Origin of the sequence: Citrobacter amalonaticus, from assembly GCF_037053465.1 — a bacterium.
GTDB classification, from domain to species: Bacteria; Pseudomonadota; Gammaproteobacteria; order Enterobacterales; family Enterobacteriaceae; genus Citrobacter_A; species Citrobacter_A amalonaticus_H.
This window is the reverse complement of the sequence record NZ_JBALIF010000026.1, coordinates 1-22,970: the sequence shown is the minus strand read 5'-3', so window position 1 is coordinate 22,970 and position 22,970 is coordinate 1. Positions and strand designations below refer to the sequence as shown.

Genomic DNA, 22,970 nt, shown 5'->3' with positions numbered 1-22,970 from the left:
GGATGAGATTATTATCTGGCCTGAAAAAGAAGGCTGAGCTGATTAATTAAATTGTCTCTCGAAAAATATCGCCTGATGATTTCCTGATTAGCCTGTACAGTTTGTTCAGGCAAGAGCGTCAGTGAAAAAGACTGCAGGTCACACACATGAATCTGTTTTTCACAGAAGAAATCCCATTGCGTTGTGCCAGGATTAAGAAAAACGGTCTTCCCTTCCCCCAGAAGCGCTATCGTATTTCCCATGGCCTGTTGACGCGTATGGTTAAACACCGCAATATCTATCTGACGCAGCAGTGTCAGATAATCTTCGACGGGCATAAACCGTGTAATTGCTGTAAATTTTTTACCAAACATTCTCTGGCCTGTTATCTGGATCTGACGTCCATATTCCTGGATCCCATAGGAGAGCGGACAAACGATACTGATATTCTTGTCAGCATATTTTTGAAGAATACTCAATGCTGACAGATGATTGTTAGTGGGTAACGCCGAGTTTCCAACCAGAATCGTCAGTGTTTCACTTTTAACGCAAGTCGCAATATTTTTTTCCTGAGGTGTAAACACATTGCTCGTATACATCAGGCATTCATACCATTTTCCCTCACAGCGGTACCAGTGACAGGCATTCAGATAATCTCCCCGGATGTATGTAACAATACCGGCCATTCGGCGAATGACATATTTACGTAGGCATTCTGTAATATGCCATTTTATTTTTCTTTGATTAGCCGAACTCTGGTATAAGTCCCCCCCCCATATAAACCAGTAACTTTTCCGGATACTCCAGGGGTTCAGTAACAATAAAAGGGCCAGCCTGATGCCATGGAAACTGTGGAAAATAACCTTCCGGCACCGCATTAAAGCCACCAGTAACCGGAGCCTGTCGGCGATGCTTCCGGATATCAGAAAAATATTATCCGCAGCAGGAATACCATATTTATGCGTGTCGCCGTAGATCCAGAACTGGTGTTCGCTGAATTCGAAATGCTGATACATCAGTTCAATAAACCCCGGTATAAATTTATCTGCCGGGCAGATATGGACATATTTCATTCTTTATTCCTGACAAAGCCTGGCAAGATACTGACCATACGATGTTTTTTCCAGCAATGTTGCTTCTTCTGCCAGGGCTTGTGCAGACAACCACCCGCGGCGAAAAGCAATCTCTTCAAGGCAGGCTATTCTGAGGCCCTGTCTTTTCTCCACGGTATGGATCAGTGCGGAGGCCTCAAGCAGGCTTTCATGTGTACCTGCATCCAGCCAGGTAAATCCACGCCCCAGCAGCTCAATATTCAGCCCCCCACGTTCCAGATACATCTGATTCAGGGTGGTTATCTCCAGCTCACCCCGCCCCGAAGGTTTCACCTGTTTTGCCAGGCTCGTGACATGGCTGTCATAAAAATACAGCCCGGTTACCGCCCAGTCAGACTTGGGAAATGAGGGTTTCTCCTCCAGGGAAATTACCCGTTGCTGGTCATCAAACTCCACCACGCCAAAGCGTTCAGGGTCGGCAACCTGATAACCGAAGATCGTCGCCTCCGTTTGACGTGAAGCAACCAGCGCCAGCTTTTCGCCAAATCCGTGGCCAAAAAAAAGATTATCTCCCAGAATAAGTGCGCAGCGATCTCCGTTAATAAACTCTTCACCAATAATAAATGCCTGTGCAAGCCCCTCAGGATGAGGCTGAACGCAATAACTCAGCCGAATGCCTAAACGTTCTCCGTTGCCCAGAAGCCGGCGAAACGCCGGTAAATCTTCCGAAGTGGAAATAATCAGAATATCCCGAATGCCTGCCAACATCAGAACAGAGAGCGGGTAATAAATCATCGGTTTGTCATAGACAGGAAGCAGTTGCTTGGAAATCCCGCGAGTGACAGGGTAAAGCCGGGTTCCGGAACCACCTGCCAGTATGATGCCCTTCATAACAGATCCTCAGTGAAACTGAAAAATTATCCCAGTAGCAACGCTCAACCCCTGAGAGGCTTCCACCATGCCGGATTCGCAAGATACCACTCAACCGTTTTGCGAAGACCTGATTCAAATGATTCGACGGGTATCCAGCCGAGGCGATCACGGAGCAGGGACGCATCGGTGGCGTATCGCGTGTCATGCCCCGGGCGGTCGTTCACAAAAGTAATGAGGTCTTCGTAGCGATTCAGCCCCCCCGATGTCAGCGGCACAAGCTCATCAAGGAGCCGGCAGATAGCCCTGACAACATCAATATTTCGTTTCTCATTGTGTCCGCCAATAAGATAGGTATCTCCTGCTTCCCCCTGAATCAGAATCCGATACAGGGCCCTTGCATGATCTTCGACATACAACCAGTCACGAACCTGTTCACCTCCTCCGTAAACAGGGAGATGCACCCCCTCAAGTGCATTCAGGATCGTCAGCGGAATTAGCTTCTCGGGATACTGGCAGGGACCATAGTTGTTCGAACAATTGGTAATAATTACGGGCAGACCGTATGTTCGCCGCCAGGCTCTTGCCAGATGATCACTGGCCGCTTTTGTCGCGGAATACGGATTCCCGGGCGCATAGGGAGTACTCTCGGTAAATATCCCCTCCGCACCAAGATCGCCAAACACTTCATCGGTAGAGACATGCAGGAACCGGAACTGGGCTTGTTTTGCACCCGACAGGGTTTGCCAGTAGTGACGGGAGGCTTCAAGTAACCGGCAGGTTCCGGTGATATTCGTTTCAATAAATTTCTCGGGTCCTTCAATCGACCGATCCACATGGCTTTCTGCAGCCAGATGCATAACGGCATCCGGCCTGAACCCAGCGAAAATTCGTTCAAGGGCCTGAGCGTCACAGATATTTACTTTTTCGAAATGATATCTTTCGTTGCCTGAAATGGATGTCAGGGAATTAGTATTACCGGCATAAGTCAGGCAGTCGATTATCAGTATTTCGTCTGACGTATGATCGATAATATAGCGGACCAGCGCAGAACCAATAAATCCTGCGCCACCCGTGATAATGATTTTCATATATATCCCGAATTAAGGTAGAAAGCACCAGAAACATAGACTATATCTGACGTAATTCAGACATCTTAAATACAATCTGTGTAAACAACCGGGTAAGTTTATTCCTGAATAGCACCTTTGTTATAAAAAAACACTTCCAGCAATTCCAGACGGTGCACCCCATTATTTTTAATGGTGAAATTTTTTTCACTGGTAATCATAGCTGACTGAGTAGCAAAAAGTGTCTGAGTGTTATTTTTAATCATGATCCAAGCCTTACCCGACAGTACAATATTATGATAAACGCTTCCAGGATGAAGCTGACGAAATACTTTTTCTCCCGGATTGAGTGTTAGCTGTTTAAATCTGTAACCTTTGGTTCGTGCTGAATTCCCCTCAAAAGATGTATCCGGTTGCTGCATGGATAAATCTGCTTCCAAATTTTCTGTTATCGATTTCACATGTTGTGCATGTTGTTTCCCTGCAATAAGCACAGCATCGGATGTATCCACAATGATAAGATCGTCAGCACCAATCACCGCTATCCGGCGTCCTTCGCTGCGAACGTAACAGCCTGAAGCTTCACTGATCACGACATCCCCGCGAGTGGCATTGTTGTATTTGTCCTTACTTGACATCTGCCAGACGGCATCCCAGGAGCCAACATCGCTCCAGCCGGCATCAAGGGAAACTACTACCGCGTCGGTCGTCTTCTCCATAACAGCACAGTCAAGGGACTCTGCCGGGCAGGCCGAAAAAGAGGCTTTGTCGACAGAAATAAATTCAGCGCTGTAGGCCGCTTTTGACTTTTCCGTCGCCCGCTGGCAGGCCTGTAAAATATCAGGCCGGAAACGTTTTAATTCCTCCAGATATCGCGAGGCCCGGAACATAAACATGCCACTGTTCCAGTAATACCGGCCTGTATCAATGAAAGCCTGGGCCCGGCTTCTGTCAGGCTTCTCGACAAAACGCGCAACACTGAACACATTTTCCTCTTCGCTGACACCCCGTCCTCGTTCGATATAGCCATAGCCTGTTTCCGGACCGGTCGGCACAATGCCAAACGTCACGAGTTTTCCCTGCAGGGCGAGTGGCAGAGCCCGCTCAACGGCCAGACGAAAAGCCTGTTCATCTTCAATGACATGATCAGCTGCCAGTACCAGCAACACTGGATCGTACTCTTCTGCCATACACTGCAGCGCCGCCAGCGCGACTGCGGGCGCAGTGCTTCTGGCAACAGGTTCACAGAGAATACTGACGGGTGTACGGCTTACCTGCCGGAACTGCTCAGCAACCAAAAAGCGATGTTTTTCACCACAGATAACCAGCGGCGACGATACCGGCAAACCATCCAGTCTTGAGACCGTGTTTTGCAGCATCGTGCCCTGGCCATGAAGGCGCAGAAATTGTTTTGGGTGATGTTCGCGGGACAGTGGCCATAACCGGCTGCCCACGCCTCCAGCCATAATAACGGGAAGGATCATAGTCTCTCTCATTCAGATAATCGAAACCGGTTGAAGATAAATTATCCAGTTCCAGTTTCATTACGGTGCCTGTGCGCCACGAATATGGCTGCAGAAAGGGTAATCAATAGGCTGATTTATGAATAAAACCTTTAAATACTGTCATAATCACAATTTTAATATCGAACCAGAGACTCCATTCACGAATATATTCCAGATCGTACTCAACACGCCTTTGCATTTTATCCAATGTATCCGTTTCTCCTCGCCAGCCATTAACCTGCGCCCAACCCGTTATGCCGGGCTTGACTTTATGGCGCAACATATAACCTTCAATTAATAACCTGTATTGCTCATTATGCGCCACCGCATGCGGGCGGGGCCCGACAACCGACATATCTCCAGCCAGCACATTAAAAAACTGTGGCATTTCATCCAGAGAGGTACGGCGCAGAAATTGCCCCACCCAGGTTACTCGCGGATCGTCCCGCCTGGCCTGAGTGACATGCTGGCCATTTTCCATTACCTGCATTGTCCTGAATTTCCAGACCCTGATGGGCCGTCCATCCATACCGTATCGGGTCTGACGAAAGAAGATGGGCCCGGACGAACTGAAATAGACTATCAGTGCTATAGCGCATAATACCGGGGAAAAGAAGAAGAGGATCAGCACAGCAAGAACAAGATCTTCTGTACGTTTAAGGATTCGATTCACCCCGGAAATCGGGGACTCCAGTAACGGGATCACCGGAACACCATTGATATCGTCCGTACGATCATGAAAAACCCGCAAAGCCAGAACATCCGGAATCAGCATAACTGAACAGGTGGTGTCTGACAGCGCTCTGACCAGCTTCCTGATCCGTTCACCTTCATTCATTGGCAACGCAATATAGACATTATGGATCCTGCCTTCACGGGCTCCGGCAATCAATTGTTCCAGATTGCCCGCGCATCCTGCACAGTCCGGAATTCTGGATGGATCGTCATAAATACCCGCAACATGCAGGCCTAGCCACGGCTGATTACGAAACGTGTCCGCCAGGAGCCTTCCCTCCGGAAGATCGCCTACGATAGCCACGTTTCGTGTATTAATGCCCTGTCGCCGGAACCATCCGGCACCCGCACGAATGAGCAGACGACATGCAACCAGTGCTGCTGCAGACAACATATACCATGCAAACCAGAGGCGAAAAGTGCCGCGTAGTTCATCACTGAGCGTCATCAGTACCGCGCTTATCACCAGACTCAACGTCCAGTTCTGCGCCAGTAACATAAGTTCTGTAGAAATTTTCACGCCGCGCCACGCACGCCAGAAATCGGTCATTCCCTCTATCATCTGATAAACAACCAGCGTAACCAGTACCATCAGCAGAGGTACGTAAAGAAACGGTGTGGCACTCGCGAAGCACACGAACCATAATCCGGTGAAGATCGAAATCACATCCGATAACCGCTGCGCAAGGGAAATGATCGAAGTATTCGTTCTCACCCATTCACGTTTATGAAGTGCTGTCATTGTGTTACCTGTTCTTAATTTAGCAGGCTAAATCTAGCGCTCAGGTTTCAGTCAAAAACCTGAGCAGTTGTGCAGATCTTCAAGCGTACTGACGGAGCAGCGCCAGAATTTCCCGGGTACGGTTCTCTACCAGAACCGGATCGGCCCTCGATTCCACATTCAGCCTCACCAGGCTCTCCGTACCTGAGACGCGAAGATTAAAACGCCAGTCGATGAACTCCATTGACACGCCGTCCGTGCGATCCACGATTAGGGCATCTGCGATAAAATGAGATAACACTCTCTCAATGGCAGCCTCTGGCTCAGACAGAAAACTGTTAATTTCTCCGCTCACCGGAAAAGCATTCATTCTTTCACAAACCAAAGCACGCAGACTTTTACCAGATGTTCCCAGCAATCCGATAATCAGAAGCCAGGGAAGCATACCGCTGTCACACCAGGCAAAATCCCTGAAGTAATGGTGCGCACTCATTTCTCCCCCATAAACCGCATTTTCTTCCCGCATTCTGGCCTTTACAAAGGCATGACCAGTCCGGGACATTACCGGTATCCCACCTGCCCGGTTGACCAGATCAATAGTGTTCCAGGTTAAACGAGGATCGTGGACAATCTTTTCCCCTGGAGAATTCTGTAAAAACATCTCTGCCAGCAGTCCTACGATGTAATACCCGTCAATAAACTGGCCGGTGTTATCAAAAAAGAAACAACGATCAAAATCTCCGTCAAAGGCAATCCCCAGATCCGCCCTGTATTTAAGTACGGCATCACTCGTGTCCTTGCGGCATTCCGGCAAAAGTGGATTAGGGATCCCATTAGGAAAATTACCGTCCGGCGTGTTATGCACTTTAATCAGTTCCACAGGTACATTAAGTGCCTGAAAACGAGACTCCAGAGCATCCACTACCGGACCTGCTGCACCATTCCCCGAGTTAATGACCACCCTGAGAGGCGGGAAAGTCTGGATGTCTACAACAGAAAGAAGATGATCGATATACCTGTCGCGCAGAGAAAGCTGTTGATATTGGCCCCGCTCGTGCGCCTGAATGGCACGCCCTCCCCCGGCTTCAGCCAGGCGGCGAACCTCTGATAATCCGCTCTCAGCCCCCACCGGGTGAGCGTATTTACGGACCAGCTTCATACCGTTATAGTCTGCCGGGTTATGACTTGCGGTTATTTCAACCCCACCATCAACGTCCAACCAAAACGTAGCGAAATAGATCTCTTCAGTCCCGCACATACCCAGATCCAGCACATCCACCCCGGTATCACGCAACCCTTCGGAGACCGCATGTTTCAGCGCGGCGCTGGTGAGCCGGGGATCGCCCCCTACAACGACGGTTTTTGCCTTAAGGTATTCGCCAAAAGCACGGCCAATCCGCCACGCAATTTCTTCATTTAATTCTTCTCCGAGTTTTCCCCGGATATCACTGGCTTTGAAACAATTCAGTTTAAGCATATTTAACTCTTCATCATAAAACCATCTTTATTAAGACCCACTGACATCCCTCGCTGAACAATAAAAACCACACATACGCGACATTAATTATCAAATCGAGATAAAAACGCGACAATATCGTCACAAGCGCTGTGAGTTATTAATGAAATTCGAAAAAGTAAGACCAATAAAAAATATATCAACAGGTTAAAAATATCCTTACTAATAAATAATTCTTTTCCTTTCCATGAATTCCTGCCATTTCGAATGAATATATTCAGCAAGCTCTGTCCGGAAACGTTCACTAGAAAAACGGCAGGCATTAATACGACAATCCTCCGGTTTAATCAGATGGCCAATCTGTTCAAACCGTTCCACTGCCTCCACCACGGAAGCTACATCCTGACGGTCAAAAAAAAGTCCTGTCGCCTGACTTTCACCGAAAGGGCGAACAGTTTCGCAGGCACCTCCCCGCCGCAGAGCAATAACCGGCGTTCCGCAAGCCTGTGCTTCGACGGGAGCAATCCCAAAATCCTCCACAGAAGCGAACAGAAAGGCTTTTGCACCCTGCATATACGCTTTCATTTTTTCGTCGCTCTGGTAGCCAAGGATCTCAATATTGCTGCCAGCTTTTTTCTTGATTTTCTCCATCTCAGGGCCATCTCCAATCACCAGGAGTCGTCGCTGAGGCAGGTGGCTAAAGGCTTCAACCAGGAGATCAACTCGTTTGTAAGGGACCAGGCGCGAGGCTGTCAGGTAGAACTCGTCCTTAAATTCACTCAGCGTGAAGGCATGGGTATCTACGGGAGGGTAGATAACATCAGCATTCCGTCCATAGACCTTTTTAATCCGCCGGGCAATAAACTGCGAGTTGGCCAGAAAGTGATCCACTCCATTCGCGGTCCGGTAGTCCCACAGACGGATCTTGTGTAACAACCAGCGGGCAAGCATCCCTTTCATCCCATGGTCAAGACCGGTTTCGTGCAGATACTGATGCTGTAAATCCCATGCATAGCGGACGGGAGAGTGAACATAGCTGATATGCAATTGATCCGGCCCGGTCAGTATCCCTTTCGCTACCGCATATGAGCTCGACAGAAGAATATCGTGTCCGGATACATCCAACTGCTCTATGGCCAGAGGCATAAGAGGAAGATACGTCTGATATTTCTTACGGGCAAAGGGCAGGCTCTGAATAAAGGTGGTGGTAATACCCTTATTGTTCAACAGTGCCCGGTTATTTTCAGAAAGAAAATCCACCACGGAATAAAGCTGAGCCTCAGGAAATAAACGAACACATTCACCAATAACTTTTTCGGCTCCGGCCCAGGTAATCAGCCATTCTGCCACAATGCCTATATTAAGTTGATGTGACACAAATATACCTTCTTATCTTAGTTGATTATTAAAAAAGACTGATACATAAATCTTCCGCCCATGGGCAGGCGAGGATCAACGTATAAATAACGAATAAAAAAAACACAGCCCTGATATCGGTTAATTCAGCGAGATGCTAATAAAAAAAACGCGCTCTGAAACATTCTCTTGTGCAGGTATCTTTTTTTCGGGAACAAGAATATGAACCCCGGCATCCGTCTGCGTGAATGTGATCTCCTGTGGGTTCTGTCCTGGTATCACCAGTTGGATTTCCGCAGGATGCCTTTCGCTCTTAACCGTAAATTCGCAATGCGCATTTGGACAACTGCGGCTGATGGAAACCGCCACGACGATTTTGTCTGTCCCGACGGCAGTCGCAAACAAGTACTGCTTTTCCTGCGGTCTGGGAGTGACATTGCTGGTCATCTGCACCACAGATAACTTGCCCTGTCCGTACAGGTGATTGAGAAGCTTGAGATGTCTGCCTTTATCCGTCAGGATCACTTGCCGGCGTATTGTCGTGGTCAAACCATGGTAATGCGGCTTTTGGCTTTCCCAGGCCGGGTACCAGAATATTTTATATTGATCGGCGCGCTGCCACTGATGCGCCAGACACCATTGTAAATTACGCAACCAGACATGTAACAGGCCAAACGGTTCGACGATATAGCCGACCTCAGTCTGCCAGATCCCCTGTGCCCGCCCGCTCCGTATGTACTTGTCGTACAGTAGGTTATATCGTGATTCCCCACTGTAGTGAAAATCAAGAATATCGGTATAACGAATGGCCCCAGTAGAGGAGAGAAGCCGGTCAAAATCGCTGATGGCGTCAGATGCCGGCCAGCCGCCAAACACCACCTTCCTGCCCGCAGCGCGGATGATTTTCGCCGCTGGAATATAAATCTGGTAGAAAAATTCATCATGACTTCCCCACCAGAAACTGGCTTTCTGCGTCGGCTCGTTCCAGACCTGAAAATATTCCACATCCCAGGGAGAGGACCCGTACCGGTTGACTGCCGCCCTGACAAACTTCAACCAGGCCTCATAATCGACCGGAGGAGATCCTGTGCTGCCTGCAAGGCGCCGGTTCCAGACAGGGACATATGCCAGCATCGGCAAAACCTGAAAACCCGCCTGTCGCAGAGACAATATCTTGCGGTCTGTCGCAGCCCAGTTGTAGACGCCGGGAATACGTTCGGTATCCCGCCATGAAACATCCAGACGGACCATAGACACCCCCATTCCCCGCAGGAAAGTACTGGAGGTTATCCCGTTAACACCTGTGAAATCGCTGAACGTAACGGCATGCACGGGTATGGAAACAATCACTACCCCGAATAATGCACAAACTGCGGCTTTCAGATTCATTTCTCCTCCGCCAGCCAGTTCCGAACGCATGAATACCAACACCTCCACAACGGCATAAAAAACAAGGCTATCTCTCTGGCAGTTATAACCGCCCCGCTTTCCATGCCACAAAATCCTCCATAGGAAGATAATCGCAGTTAATCAGCACCGGCGGTTTTCGGGCAATGACGCGTGCGGGAACCCCCGCTACAATGCAACCCGATTCAACATCCCTCGTCACGACAGCGTTAGCGCCCACGATAACGTTATCACCTATCTTTACTGCGCCAATAATACGGGCCCCTGCACAAAACGTGACGTTATCGCCAATAACAGCGACACAGTCTCTGCCCTGAAACAGATTATTCCCGATGGTCACATCCTGCAGAATGGTGCAGTTCTTCCCAGCCACCACACCGGGATGAACCACGATCCCCGACGGATGCGGCAGCAACAGTCCGGGACCAAACTCTGCCTGCCAGGGAATGTCTGTCGCGTATTTCAGTTGTATTCTTCTGAGGTTGCCTTTGGCCAGCCAAAATAACAGACGGGCAAACAAGTTCTGTCGTTTATTCAGGGCAGCGCAAACTCTCATGGCGACAAGGTAATTGAAGCCGGAATAGTGTCTGCGAAATACAGACCAGAACTGTTTTCTCAGGCCGGAGCGACCTGATACACGATAATAGTCCGCGTAAAGCTGATATCTCATCTCCATATTCATTCTGCACTCCTGAAAGCACTCCTGTTCGGATAACATGACGAGGAATATTGTCATCGCCTCTGACACGCAGCTTTACTGTTTGTATATCGTCTCAATCCGGTGGCGATAGTTTTCATCAGAAAACTGGTTTGCGTCGATAAGATGATTTTTTCCCCGGCAGCGAGCAGCACACCGGAGCACATCCTGCAATTCACCGTCATCATCCGCATATTCAAACGTAAAATAATGGGCTGACTCTCTGGCCATCTCCAGCAGGCCGCCATAACCAGGCACCAGCACAGGCAGGCCATTTGCCGCGGCTTCTATCAGTGAAACCGGTGCATTTTCGTACCACAGGGAAGGGAGAACGAAAATGTCATATTTCGCTATTTCCGACATCAGTTTACTGCGCTCAACCTTTCCGTGCAGATAAATAACCAGCCCTTTACGACAGGGAAACTTTTCCAACATACCTGTCAGCACGCCATCGCCATAAATATGAAAGACAATATCCTGCGTCGTTTCTTTATTGAGTTTATGAAGAAATTCAGTGAGTCCCTTTTCAGGTGACAGCCGCCCCGCATAAACCAGGTGTAAAACACTACTCTCCCTACTCAGAACGGGTAGGCTGTTATACAATGCGACCGGATTACGAATGACTTCTATCCTGCCCGTCATACCATAGCGGCGCATAACCGTTTTCATGAACTCTCCGGGAGTGATAATGACATCCAGCACCTCATGCAACCGTAATAGACGATAAGCAATAACATGTTGCAAAACTTTTAACAGGGAATGCAGTTGGGAACGGTGATCGAATAGATAATGCAGGCGAACATTATTATGAACGACACTAAAGTTGATTCTCTGCCCTTTCAGGAAATACTGAAATCCGCTATTCGGACACAGAAGATGAAAATCATGCGCTGTATAAATTACCCTGCATGTCTGTGTTGCCTTATAGTGTTTTATCGCCAGTAATACCGATGGTGACAGAAAGTGGTAAAAATTATGCAGATGCACAACATCGGGTTTGAACATATTCAACCTGGCCTTCAGACGGCAATAATTTTCCAGAGAAAAAATATACGACAAGACACCTGATTTCTGTTTCGGCACAAAATAATCTGTGTCAAACCCCACATCTTTTGACGCTTTCAGCGTATCACGAAAAACCGCTTCCGCCCCCCCGCCCTCATAACTGTCAGAAAGAAGTAAGACGCGCATAATCAGACCTTATAGAGAAATTCTTTCAGACCTGGAAATATTCTTTTAATCTGATATTTCATTATCATCGGAAATAACGGCAAACTAAAATTTCTGGCCACGCCAGACCATGTCAGGCGATCATTGCGGTTGATGATGTCATGGAAATAGAGACTCTTTTTATTACTTTCTGTCAGAAGCTCCTGGTGTTTATTTAAAAACAGCTCATATCCCCTTCGGGCTTTCCGTGAACTGCTGATTCGAGGTTCTTCATGGTCGGTATTCATTTGGTAGGTATAATCCGGCAGTTTGTATCCCTCGCCATACCATTGGAGCAGACGGATCCAGGCATCATAATCCTGCCAGGATGGGAAATCCTCATCAAACCCACCGCTCCAGCGCAAACACTCTGTCTGGATAAAAACCTGATTACCTACAATATTTCCTGAAAGCATAGCATTAAGTGTCACCACGCCTGGACGAAAAGGCTGTCTGAATACTCCTAGTCGGGTGCGGGTCAAATGCCCCGCGCATAAAAAAGCGTATTTTTCTAAAAAAGGGGAGCTAATAAAAGCTTCCAGCCGTGACGGCAGAAACTCATCATCATCATCAAGTCCGGTTATATATTCACCGTCAGCAAGTTTAATCAGACGGTTTCGCGAAAAGCAGGCTCCGCGAGAAAACGCATTTTCAACATACTGAAAATCCATAAACTGGCCACGATATTTATCTATCACCGCCTGATAGGAACATCGTGAACCGTCATTGCAGACCAGCACCTGGAAATTCTTATAAGTTTGCCTGGTCAGTGAAGCTAATGCCCGATCCAACATTTCAGGGCGGTTACAGGTAGGAATATAAACACTGATTGTCTTATGCATGTCACTCTCACATTTTTATTGTGCCATAAACGGCACTCACTCAGGTTTCACGGAAAACCTGCGGGTATTTCAGCCAGCTCATTCCAGCCAGGATAAAAAAGGGGACCATTTGTGAAGGTGTGGTAATTCGGTGTTCTGTTGCGGACGAAAATACGCAGGTCCAGAATGCCAGAATGAGCGCATATGACATGGCAGGATCATATCGCTTCAGCGCCCGCAGGGCTTTCAACATCTCACTGAACAACAGCACAAACAATGCATAGCCAATGGCACCCAATTCAGCCAGCAGGGTGAAAGTAGAGTTGTGCGCATGCGAGTCGCTGTGTCGCACGACAGCCCCATCCTTGACGGCGAGTACATGCGGAATGGCATCAATGTAGTGATAATAAAGATCATCAAAACTGCCGTATCCCATCCCAGCCACCGGGGAATGAAGGATATTGTCCAGTGCTCGTGGCCAGAGAAAATAGAGTCGGTCGATAAAGGTCCCAGCTCGCTGGAAGGTGATCTCCTGCCCCCCTCCCCAGATGACGAAGTTTGCCCCCTCTGACATGATTTTTCCCATCCTCACCCATTCAGGATAGGTAGTCAGAACCACCGCAAATTGAATAAGGAGAAAAATGAGAAAAACGAGTACAGGCTTCCGGAAGCCGATCAGGGCATAAGTTGCAGCAGCCAAAATGGCCAGCAAACTGCCTCGCGAATCGCTTTCATTAAGAAAAAACAAAAATGCCGCAGTAAAAAAAAGATACCCTTTTTTCCTGGTCTGGATATATATCCCCAACGCAACGGCAGCTATAACCGAATAAAAACCGCCAGCCGCGTTATGCGATACAAAGAAGAAATGGCGAACCGACTTTCCTTGTTCCGTCGTTTCACCTGGCATCAGGGCAAACCCGATGCAACTCAGCAGAAAGAACGCCATAAACATCCACGATGTCCATTTATGCGTATCGATATTCACGCTAAAGGGTATAAATAAAAGGACAAGCAGTACGGTATAACTGATAAAAAAATTTCCGTCTTTACGGTAAAAATCGAATTCCAGCAAAGAAGGGGCGTTGTAGAACAGTACGGAGATCGTCACCCAGCCGAACAAAACCAGCAGACAGACCTGGGCTTTAGAAAAGCGCCCTCTCTGGTTATAACACATGCTGACCAGCGCCAGAGGCAGTAGGGCAACCACCCCAATACTCAACGGCACATAGTTTGTGATACAGGCAAAGAGAGAAACCAGGACCGTGATGACCACTATCTTTTTCATGAAAATGTCCCCCCCTCACACGGCCGGATAAACCGATATTCACTGACGATAGTCATACTGATAATGTCCGTCTGCGGCGTAATAAGAAGAAGGGCGTTTGACAACTGCATTCAGAACAGCGCCGGTAATTTCCACGCCACTTTGCTGGAAACGACGGATACTGACCTCCGTCTGGCGCACGCTGTTTTCCTCGAAACGCACGACCAGCAGGCTCGTGCCACAGAAACGCCCCAGAATCGCTGCATCCGTCACGGCCAGGACTGGAGGAGTATCCAGAAGAACCAGATCATAGTGTTCTGATGCCCAGGTGAGTAATGTTTCCAGTTGGGGTTTCATCAACAGTTCCGCAGGCGTTGACGGCGCCACTCCCCGGGCAAGCAGATCCAGCCCGTCGACCTCTGGCACGGGAGATATACACTCCTGCACGGGAAAACGTCCGGACAAAACATCAGCCAGGCCCAGTACATTTTTACCGTTAAGCAGCGTGTAATGCAGATAGCCCTTGCGCAAATCGGCATCAATCAGCAACGTACGTTTCCCCCCGCTCGCCAGAACGGCCGCAAGGTTGGCGCTGATAAAAGATTTACCGATGCCCGGGCTGACCCCCGAGACCATCATGATGTTGTTTCTGGCCTGCATCAGCGTGAAATGCAGCCCGGTTCGCAGACTGCGTAACGCCTCAACGGCCAGGTCTTCAGGGTGTTCCGTCGTCAGCAGGAGCCGGGAATTCTGGCTATTTTTCGTGTGCTGCCACTGTGAGAAAGGAATACTTGCCAGAACGGAAATACCCGCCTTTTCCAGATCATCCGGACTGTTAATATGACGGAACAGCGCACTGCGAACCATACTGATACAGACGGCCAGAACGCCTCCGGCAAAGGTTACAAACAGCAGCACCAGCAGTTTCATCGGCTTAACCGGCGACAAACGGGTCATTGCCCGATCGATGATCCGCACAAAACCCGTCGTGCTGGCTTTCAGCACCCTGAGCTCCTGCTGACGATTCAACATCTGGACATACACCTGCTGCTGTACATCCACATCCCGCGAAAGGCGGATCATCTCCTGCTGCATCATCGGAAGCTCTGAAATAGACTTATTTAGCCTCCGCTTTTCCGTTTCCAGCATCTGTTTTTTTTCCATAAGGGCACGGTAAGAGGGGTGTTCACGGGTATAGAGCTGTGCAATATCAGTTTCTTTGAAGATTAACTGATTAATTTGCGCATCCAACTGTACAACGTTATCCAGTAATGCACGCGCCTGGAGGCTCAGGTCCACTGTACCGCTGGTGCGGCGGTAATCATTCAGCTTTTGTTCGCTGGTATCCAGTTGGTTTTTTATAAGAGGAAGCTGTTGTTGTAAGAAATCCAGACTCTTCTGTGCCTGCTCGGTTTTCCGGTTGATATTCTGTAAAAAATAACTGTCCACAATACTGTTCAGAACATCAGACGCTTTCTGTGCGCTCTCACTGTCAAAGGTGAGGCCCAATACACCGGTATCTTTGCCTTTATCGCTGACACTGAAGTTCTGAATCAACTGACCATAGGTTTCCAGCAAAGGATGCTTGCGCAGTATCCAGCGATCACCCTGTACACCTGCGCCCTGCGCAATGAAAAGACTGATCCCAAGAGCAGATACACTTTGCCCGGTCTGCCCGCGCAGGACAACCTGGCCGTCAAGAGTCAGTGAAAAATGGCGGCTGTCAATGAAGATGAGCTCAAATGGCTGGTTCAACATAGTCGCAGGCACCGAGAACCAGACCACTTTCAGGGTATCGTCCCCGGTATTTTCTATCCATGACATCAGCGTCCCGATAACCGGCGTCCGTTTGCGGATAATATCGGTGTCGAGGTTCAGTTCCTCAATGGCTTTCCCCATGACGAGACGAGATTTTATTATCTCTGTTTCTGTCGATGAGGCAGGATCCATTTCCTGAAACCCCCCAGGAGCACTTCCGAGCAGGGAGGATATTCCGGGCGTTTTTTCGACCTGGACCAGCGCATCGGCGCGGTAAACTGGCGGAGCCACCAGGACATAGCACAGCGCCAGCACGAAAAAGCAGGAGGTGATCGCAAGGATGAGCCACCGGTCATCCAGCAGAGAGCCCAGCAACCTGATGAAATCAATGTCATCATTTTTTTCCGGACGGGCGTCCGGAGAGTGGTTCGTTTCTTTCATGACAATCCTGCGTTATCAGAGAACTCGTGCCCAATCAGAGGCTGCATCGTCCAGCATCTGATGTACCTTCACAAAAAAATTCCGGTCCTTACGGTATGGATCAGGAATATCCCGTCCGTTCCAGTGACCAAAAAGCAACGTTTTGCCTCGCATCTCCGGGACAATCCGGTTGACCAGTTCCAGATGTTTTTTCTCCATGACCAGCAGAAGGTCACACGTCTGACACAGATCGGTTGTCAGTTGTCTTGCCTGATGCGGCGTAATCGGAAGCTGCTTTTCCAGAGCCACTTCGCGGGCAAGCGGATCCATATCATGCCCGACCAGTGCCGAGAGACCTGCAGATCCTACCGTCAGATGTGGACAGAACTGCCGCAGCAGCATCTCACCCACGGGGGAGCGGCAAATATTCCCCATACAAATAACAAGAACGGAATTCACCTTCATCAGTTACCACCTGTGAATTGTATTGGCGGTGTCAGTGATATAACGGACACTGTTGATGGTTGGCATCAGTTGATTAAGCAGGCGATTCCAGCGCACAATCGGCACACTGGTGACATAGACGATATCGTACGGTTGTAGCCGGAATTGCGTACTCATGACCATCGCCGAAGCATCCTGGGCATTAAGCTGGTATACATCAGCAATTTTTCCGCCGTTACCACGACTGGTTTTACGGATTACAAAAATCCCCGTAGCATCTGCAGTTTCCTGAGAGATGCCATCAGCATTTCCCAGCGCTTCCGCTAGCGTCATCCCACTTCTGTCCATCCTGAGTGTGGCCTGCTTACCGACCTCGCCCATCACGAACACCTTCAGATCATCATTGCGTGGGACGAACACAATATCGCCGGGTAACAGCAGACGGTTCTGCTGAAGGTCGCCTTTCTGTAGCAGGGCATAGAGCGAAATTCGGGTATCCTGCCCCTCATGGGTAAGAATAACGTTGCGCCAGTCAGCATCGGCAGTTAGTCCTCCCGCAGCATTAATGGCATCCATCACCGTCAGCGGAGTATTGGTGACTGGCTGTTGCCCGGATTTCACCACTTCGCCCGTCACATACACTTTCTGCGAGCGAAATGCCGCCACGCTGACGTCAACCTGTGGACTGGTAATATAGGTCGCGAGTCGATCCGTAATATCCTGACGGATCGCATTCAGCGTTTTCCCCGCCACGTGAAGCTTTCCCACGTAAGGATAAAAAATCGTGCCGTCTGCGCCGACCCAGTTCCCGGTATCACTGGAACTCCGGTACTGCCCTGCGGGTGTGGTCAGCTCGGGATGATCCCAGACAGTCACCATCAGGACATCACCAACACCAACCCGATATTCGTACTGGCTGAGTTGCGCATCGAGAGTCGGGTTCGGGCGGGCCACATCCGCAACCGGCGTTAATTGTTCAATAAGACCCGGCGTAACGGGCCAGACGGAGATAAGTTTATCCAGATCATAATCACTGTCCGGCATCTGGACGGTGTGTTTACGCAGGCTGTTCAGATCCTGCCCCGGAAGGATTGTGCATCCGTTAAGCAGACCTGGTAACATCATCAGGGCTAAGAGCTTGAGCGGGCTTATTTTCATGATTTCTCTGTTCAGGGGGAAAAATTGCGTGAAACGGGCAGATCTCAGCCCGACAGCTTGTTATCCGAAACGGCAGCACGACGCTACAGATCCAGGGGGATCTCCACGCCGACTCCGACGCCGGCATCATTGTCATCATTTTTTGAGGCGGTGTACCACATACCCGCCATCAGGCGCACTGAGCGGTAAACATCGCCACTCCAGCTAAGCTGGAGTCCCGTTCGCGTATCAGCATCGGGAAACGCGTGATTAATATCTTCATTTTCCGGATTCACTCTGGCATATATCACCCGGGCGCCCCATCGCTGGCCATTTTCCATGGCCAGCTCAGCCCGGGCGGCAATTAGCCGGCCGTCTCCGCCCATCGCGTCGCCAATCGGGGCTCCCTGTTGGTAATAGCCATCGATGTAAATATGGTGCGTATAGCTGTACCCGGTCCGGTTCATGCTGCTCCGGGTGTCATGTGCTTCGAGATACCAGTTCACGGCATGTTTTCCAGCAGCATGGTGGCCTTCAATGCCGCCGAGGTACATACTGGCGCTGGGCATCAGTCCTGCCTCATCCTCACCGATCATCTGGCCGTAAAAACTGACAGGCCAGCCAAGCACAGGCTCAAGCCGATAAGTAAAATCAAACCCGGCCAACTGGTCGCCTGGTTCATCTGAACTGCCAGTATTATCCTTACCGGTCACACCATCCCAGAACGTACTCAGAGATTGAGACCGCCCTTCGCCACCCCACAGCATCATGCGTGAAACCCCCAGTTCCAGCGAAGACCATGGCGAAAGTGTGATTCTCCCTCCTGTCAGCAAAGCGTGGGGAACAGCCTCATACTGATTCAGTTGTCCGGCAGAAAGATGATATTGCCAGGGTCCGACCCAGCGCATCCACCAGGTCTCAGGAGCCGTCTGTTCGGCTCGCTGAAGGAGAAAACCCGTGACCGGACGCGCGGCGTCCGACCGGATAAGGCTACCTTCATTACCTGGCCCCCACCATTGCGGGATTTGCCCGAACGCCAGCCACTGGTTTCCGGCCAGTACGGCTCCGTACGAACGATTCAGGTTGTAGCGGGAGCCATTGCTGACCTGCATTTCCCCTTCCACATTGCCCTGAAGGTAAAAATCCAGATTGTCCGTACTGGCACTGATAGCCAGAGACGCACTCTGGCGGGCGTATGAAGTGCTGGCAAATCCCTGAGGGGTACCGTTGTCTGCAGACAGACTTTGCCCGCGGGCAACAAGGTGTGCCTTAAGCACCGCCAGACGATGATCCACTCTCGCCAGAACGACCAGTTCAGAGGCATATTCCGGATGCGCGCGCTTCAGTCCTCTCTCCACTTCTTCCTGACTGAGTGGCCATGTCGAGAGGGAAAGAGGGATCACTCCCCGATCGGACAGCCAGGCAAGGTCATCCCTCAGTTCTCTGTCCGGCAACAGTAACCCTGACGCACCGGCAAACATGCTGCAGACAGACAAAGAAACAGAAATAACGCAACGCACAAATGACCGAAAATATTTCATGAGTGTTTCCACCGGAATTATCAGACGGGAGATTGTTACCCTGTTGGGCAATGTCAGATGACAGAAAAAACGATCTGGCAGTCATTGCGTACAAAATATATTGCGTACGCCGGGTGAGGCTGTGTTCTGGTTTCATTTCTCGCATTTATTTCCCGGAAACAACACCCTGTCTGATATGAATAAACATCGTCCTGATATGTCTAATATAAACACTCAAAGAATAACTCGGTTGTTCCGGTTTATGATGGAATGAATAACCTGCATGGACTCATACACAAATAGCGCTAGTGCTCTTATATGGCAGCGATAAACATTAATCCTGATGGCGTGCAGAAACAAAATACTCCTGAACGGATATTAAGCCCTGATAACGCCCCAACAGTGGAGCAAGCCTCTTTAAGCCGAGTTTTCTCAATGCCGCATACTTATGCACGCTGATTGTCTTACCGGCTATCCCCAATCGTTTCCCCAGTTTTACCGGTGACTCAGCATGACACAGACATTTAAGAATATAGAGTTCACGGTGTGTAAGAACCGCCCCCCAGAGAGGAGGCTCTGCCGCGGGTAAACGACCGTTACAGATATCTTTGAGAATCCCTTCAGCACGGCCAGGTGGAGAAACCATGTCGAAATACCCCAGTTTCTGGCGGCGCCAGGAAATATCAATCCCTAATCTGTCGGCATGGCGTAGCCTCACCATCTTCAACGCCGGACGTACAAGACGAACCCAGTTACAAAACATTAACCAGTCCAACATATTTTCGTCATCACCATACTCATCCGTCAGCACAACAGCTATTTCCGGATGTTTTCTCAAAATTTGAGCCATCTTATTCAGACTATGGCAATAGTGCACAATAAGATCCTGGTAATCCCCATTCTTAATAACCTGCATGATTCCCTGACACCAGAAGCGATTCGGTGTCATTACGATCATCTCTGTTTTATTTAAGCTAGTGCATTGGTTTGTCTGATACACAATGAATCACCGATTCAATCGTTTAATTATATCCAATAAAGTAAAACATCAGAACAATGACATTCTGACGTACGCCATAATTACATATCTAAACTTTGTTGAATAAATGAAATAATGGGTTTTGTGTTTTAAATATCCTGATTTTTTAAACCAAAAGACAAAGTATTAAGCTCTTCCGGTTACCGTACTGGACACGAACACGCTGTCGCTTTCCCGACACTTTTATCATCATGATGTCTCCCTCCGTGATATACCTTTCAGCCCGGCCTCTTAGTTTCTGACCTGATTAGGTTTATCTGGCCGCCAAATCGCGGCCATGGTTCTGCGATACAGGCATCAGAAGTGCGTATTTGCTGATGAAGGCTGCACAACTACTGCAGACTGCTCTGCCGACATTACACTTACAGGATTGGAGCTTTTATCGCCGGACACTTCCACCACTACGCGACGATCGGGCGACAGACAGTCAATCAGGGCCTGACGTCCTTTCACATTGTCACACTGATCGCCAGTAACCGGATTACTTACTCCCATCCCCTGGATTTCCAGTACACCAGATGGCAAACCTTCTTCTTCCAGTACGCTCGCAACGGCCTCTGCACGACGGATGGACAGCGTCTGGTTATGGGCATCGGATCCCGTGCGGTCAGTAAAACCTTTGACCTTAACATGCAGATGTGCCATGTCTGCGGCGTGCAGTTTATTGAACAACTGAACAACAGCATCGTGTCCGGCTGGCGTTAACGTGGAGGAATCATGAGCAAACAGAACATCAGACTGCAGGTTAAATACCTGCGGGGCAGGCATTGGGGATACCGGCGCAGGTTCAGCGATTGGAGCCACGACCGGCTGTGTTTGACCAAAACGGTAAACTACCGCGAGACTCGTCTGACCATTATCGGTAATAATACGGTTATCGCCGCCCTGACCGATATTAGAAACGTACTGATATTCAAGACGCATCCCCCAGTCATCGTTGAATGATACTTCAGTACCGAGTGCCGCCAGCGGGCTCACGCCGTAATCCGATTCTTTATGGTTGGCGCTTTTTACCTCTTCATACCAGCCCATCATCCCGCCGCGGGCGTAGAGATCAATAGACTCATGTACCGGTAAGCTCAGTTTTGCAGCCAACTGGATCCCCTGATTTTTCATTCTGGCACCAGCACTGTTATTACTGGAGATACTGGCATTACCGAGCCAGTCGTATCCCCCCTCAATAGCCAGCCAGTCATTTGCCTGATATCCCAGAAATGCCCCCCCTGCTACGTTGTCTCCATTCATGTCGAGGTGAGTGTCTTTGTTGTTATACATACTGACTTTATTTGATATATCAGTATTGTAATAATCTGACCAGCCGGCTTTCAGCCCGGTGTACCAGGAATTTGCCTTTCCCGCGGCCATAGCCTGTCCACTCAGAACTACCAGACCGACGGCCACTGCCACCACTGTTTTTTTAATCATTGCGCCTGTTCCTCATACGCTCTTATAGGGACTGTCTCGAAGACAGGAATTAACATCTTATTTTTTACGGAAATATTTCCGGACAGCCTTAAAGAGAGAGCGCCGATAAATCGGCTCTCCGCAAATATGTCCTGGATAACATGCCATATGCAGAATTATAAATGGCTCTCACATTATTAAATAATAACAACTCACCTGTACTCATACGAAACACCTTAATCCTGAATATTATCTGTCGTCCATTATTCAAAAATGAGTCTGGAATAAATGCCAATTATCCTCATAATTTTTTCCGGGTATAAAAAAAGTAGAACGATAGCAACACACATTGAAAAACAAAAAGCGGGCAACAGTATCCTCATAGTTCATCTCCGGCATCTATTATTTTCATCCCTCTTCTCACAGAAAAAAACTGAACACTCCAATCTCACTATCCGGTAATGGCCGGACCGGCTGCATATACCATTTGAAGGACAAAAATTTAATAAATACATTTGCAGCCGGAGAACTTCTTATCGTTAACGAACACCTGCTATGGGTAATTCACAGTAAACTGTGCGGTAGCATTAGCTACACCGGCTGTTATTTGCGGCCTGTCAACAAGCGCCTGATACTGTGCCGTAAACCCGAGTGCATCCTGTCCTGGCAGAAGATAGTGCCTGACAGAGGGCTCATTCAGCCTGACCTGAGCTTTACCATCAAGTTCGTTTATACGAACCGCCACACCGCTTGCTGAACCGGCAACATCATCCAGCGCCAGCAGCGATGGATCAGAGGCTACCTTGCCGGTAAATGTCACAGTAGCGTATTCCGGACCACCCTCCGGACAAGTTAGCCCAAAGTAAAATGCTTTTAAATCAGAGACATCACCCGGACCACCGAATTTGACTGTTCCGGTATCACCCAGCACAACCGTCTGGTTATTCCCCAGGCTGACCTCACAGGCTGATGAGCGGATAGTTCCTGTAAAATTAATTGCGACATTGTCTGCGGCTATTGCAACCGTGCTCGTAGCCATTTCAAAAACGAATAATCCCCACGGTAGGATCCGTCTGTTTATTTTTTTCATTCCTTGCTCCTGATAT

Annotated in this window: 19 protein-coding genes; all 19 read right to left on the bottom strand. The window is 49.1% G+C overall.

Translation table 11 applies throughout. The annotated features are described in order from the left end of the window. Positions 1 to 11: 11 nt before the first annotated feature. Entirely contained in the window at positions 12 to 1,052 is a 1,041-nt protein-coding gene (locus WB371_RS22620) for a TDP-N-acetylfucosamine:lipid II N-acetylfucosaminyltransferase (protein WP_336222234.1), read from the bottom strand. A 3-nt stretch (positions 1,053 to 1,055) separates the two neighbouring features. Continuing rightward, complete coding sequence (gene rfbA / locus WB371_RS22615) at positions 1,056 to 1,922, bottom strand: glucose-1-phosphate thymidylyltransferase RfbA (protein ID WP_336222233.1); 867 nt, start codon at positions 1,920 to 1,922, stop codon at positions 1,056 to 1,058. Between the two features lie 44 nt (positions 1,923 to 1,966). Further along, positions 1,967 to 2,992 carry a dTDP-glucose 4,6-dehydratase gene (gene rfbB / locus WB371_RS22610; RefSeq protein WP_336222232.1) on the bottom strand — a complete coding sequence of 342 codons (1,026 nt, stop codon included), beginning with the start codon at positions 2,990 to 2,992 and terminating at the stop codon, positions 1,967 to 1,969. 98 nt (positions 2,993 to 3,090) lie between these two features. Continuing rightward, positions 3,091 to 4,455, bottom strand: coding sequence for a mannose-1-phosphate guanylyltransferase/mannose-6-phosphate isomerase (locus tag WB371_RS22605; RefSeq protein WP_336222231.1), 1,365 nt, complete (start codon positions 4,453 to 4,455; stop codon positions 3,091 to 3,093). A 103-nt stretch (positions 4,456 to 4,558) separates the two neighbouring features. Then, on the bottom strand, positions 4,559 to 5,953 hold the full coding sequence (gene wcaJ / locus WB371_RS22600) for an undecaprenyl-phosphate glucose phosphotransferase (protein ID WP_336222230.1): 1,395 nt from the start codon (positions 5,951 to 5,953) through the stop codon (positions 4,559 to 4,561). Positions 5,954 to 6,032: 79 nt separating this feature from the next. Then, positions 6,033 to 7,409, bottom strand: a complete 1,377-nt coding sequence (locus WB371_RS22595; RefSeq protein ID WP_336222229.1) for a phosphomannomutase CpsG — start codon at positions 7,407 to 7,409, stop codon at positions 6,033 to 6,035. 201 nt (positions 7,410 to 7,610) lie between these two features. Then, positions 7,611 to 8,765, bottom strand: a complete 1,155-nt coding sequence (locus tag WB371_RS22590; RefSeq protein WP_336222228.1) for a glycosyltransferase family 4 protein — start codon at positions 8,763 to 8,765, stop codon at positions 7,611 to 7,613. A 120-nt stretch (positions 8,766 to 8,885) separates the two neighbouring features. Beyond that, positions 8,886 to 10,163 carry a GH39 family glycosyl hydrolase gene (locus WB371_RS22585; protein WP_336222227.1) on the bottom strand — a complete coding sequence of 426 codons (1,278 nt, stop codon included), beginning with the start codon at positions 10,161 to 10,163 and terminating at the stop codon, positions 8,886 to 8,888. A gap of 52 nt (positions 10,164 to 10,215) precedes the next feature. After that, positions 10,216 to 10,833 (bottom strand): serine acetyltransferase, encoded by a 618-nt coding sequence (locus WB371_RS22580; protein ID WP_336222226.1) that lies wholly within the window; start codon positions 10,831 to 10,833, stop codon positions 10,216 to 10,218. Between the two features lie 72 nt (positions 10,834 to 10,905). Next, complete coding sequence (locus WB371_RS22575; protein ID WP_336222225.1) at positions 10,906 to 11,931, bottom strand: glycosyltransferase family 4 protein; 1,026 nt, start codon at positions 11,929 to 11,931, stop codon at positions 10,906 to 10,908. A gap of 110 nt (positions 11,932 to 12,041) precedes the next feature. Further along, positions 12,042 to 12,899, bottom strand: a complete 858-nt coding sequence (locus tag WB371_RS22570; RefSeq protein ID WP_336222224.1) for a glycosyltransferase — start codon at positions 12,897 to 12,899, stop codon at positions 12,042 to 12,044. Positions 12,900 to 12,939: 40 nt separating this feature from the next. After that, complete coding sequence (locus tag WB371_RS22565; protein ID WP_336222223.1) at positions 12,940 to 14,163, bottom strand: O-antigen ligase family protein; 1,224 nt, start codon at positions 14,161 to 14,163, stop codon at positions 12,940 to 12,942. A 39-nt stretch (positions 14,164 to 14,202) separates the two neighbouring features. Continuing rightward, positions 14,203 to 16,341 (bottom strand): polysaccharide biosynthesis tyrosine autokinase, encoded by a 2,139-nt coding sequence (locus WB371_RS22560; protein ID WP_336222222.1) that lies wholly within the window; start codon positions 16,339 to 16,341, stop codon positions 14,203 to 14,205. Positions 16,342 to 16,356: 15 nt separating this feature from the next. Beyond that, positions 16,357 to 16,785 carry a protein tyrosine phosphatase gene (locus tag WB371_RS22555; protein ID WP_336222221.1) on the bottom strand — a complete coding sequence of 143 codons (429 nt, stop codon included), beginning with the start codon at positions 16,783 to 16,785 and terminating at the stop codon, positions 16,357 to 16,359. Positions 16,786 to 16,788: 3 nt separating this feature from the next. Beyond that, a complete protein-coding gene (locus WB371_RS22550; RefSeq protein ID WP_336222220.1) occupies positions 16,789 to 17,922 on the bottom strand; it encodes a polysaccharide export protein in 1,134 nt (377 codons plus the stop codon). Positions 17,923 to 18,005: 83 nt separating this feature from the next. Next, complete coding sequence (locus WB371_RS22545; RefSeq protein WP_420704076.1) at positions 18,006 to 19,442, bottom strand: capsule assembly Wzi family protein; 1,437 nt, start codon at positions 19,440 to 19,442, stop codon at positions 18,006 to 18,008. 313 nt (positions 19,443 to 19,755) lie between these two features. Next, the gene (locus WB371_RS22540) at positions 19,756 to 20,421 is read right to left on the bottom strand and encodes a helix-turn-helix transcriptional regulator (protein WP_336222219.1); all 666 of its coding nucleotides are present in this window, start codon (positions 20,419 to 20,421) and stop codon (positions 19,756 to 19,758) included. A 336-nt stretch (positions 20,422 to 20,757) separates the two neighbouring features. After that, positions 20,758 to 21,885: a porin OmpA gene (ompA, locus tag WB371_RS22535; protein ID WP_336222218.1), complete on the bottom strand. Its 1,128-nt coding sequence runs from the start codon at positions 21,883 to 21,885 to the stop codon at positions 20,758 to 20,760. A gap of 532 nt (positions 21,886 to 22,417) precedes the next feature. Then, positions 22,418 to 22,970, bottom strand: a 553-nt coding sequence (locus WB371_RS22530) for a fimbrial protein (RefSeq protein WP_336222217.1), incomplete at its 5' end; no start/stop codon positions are given.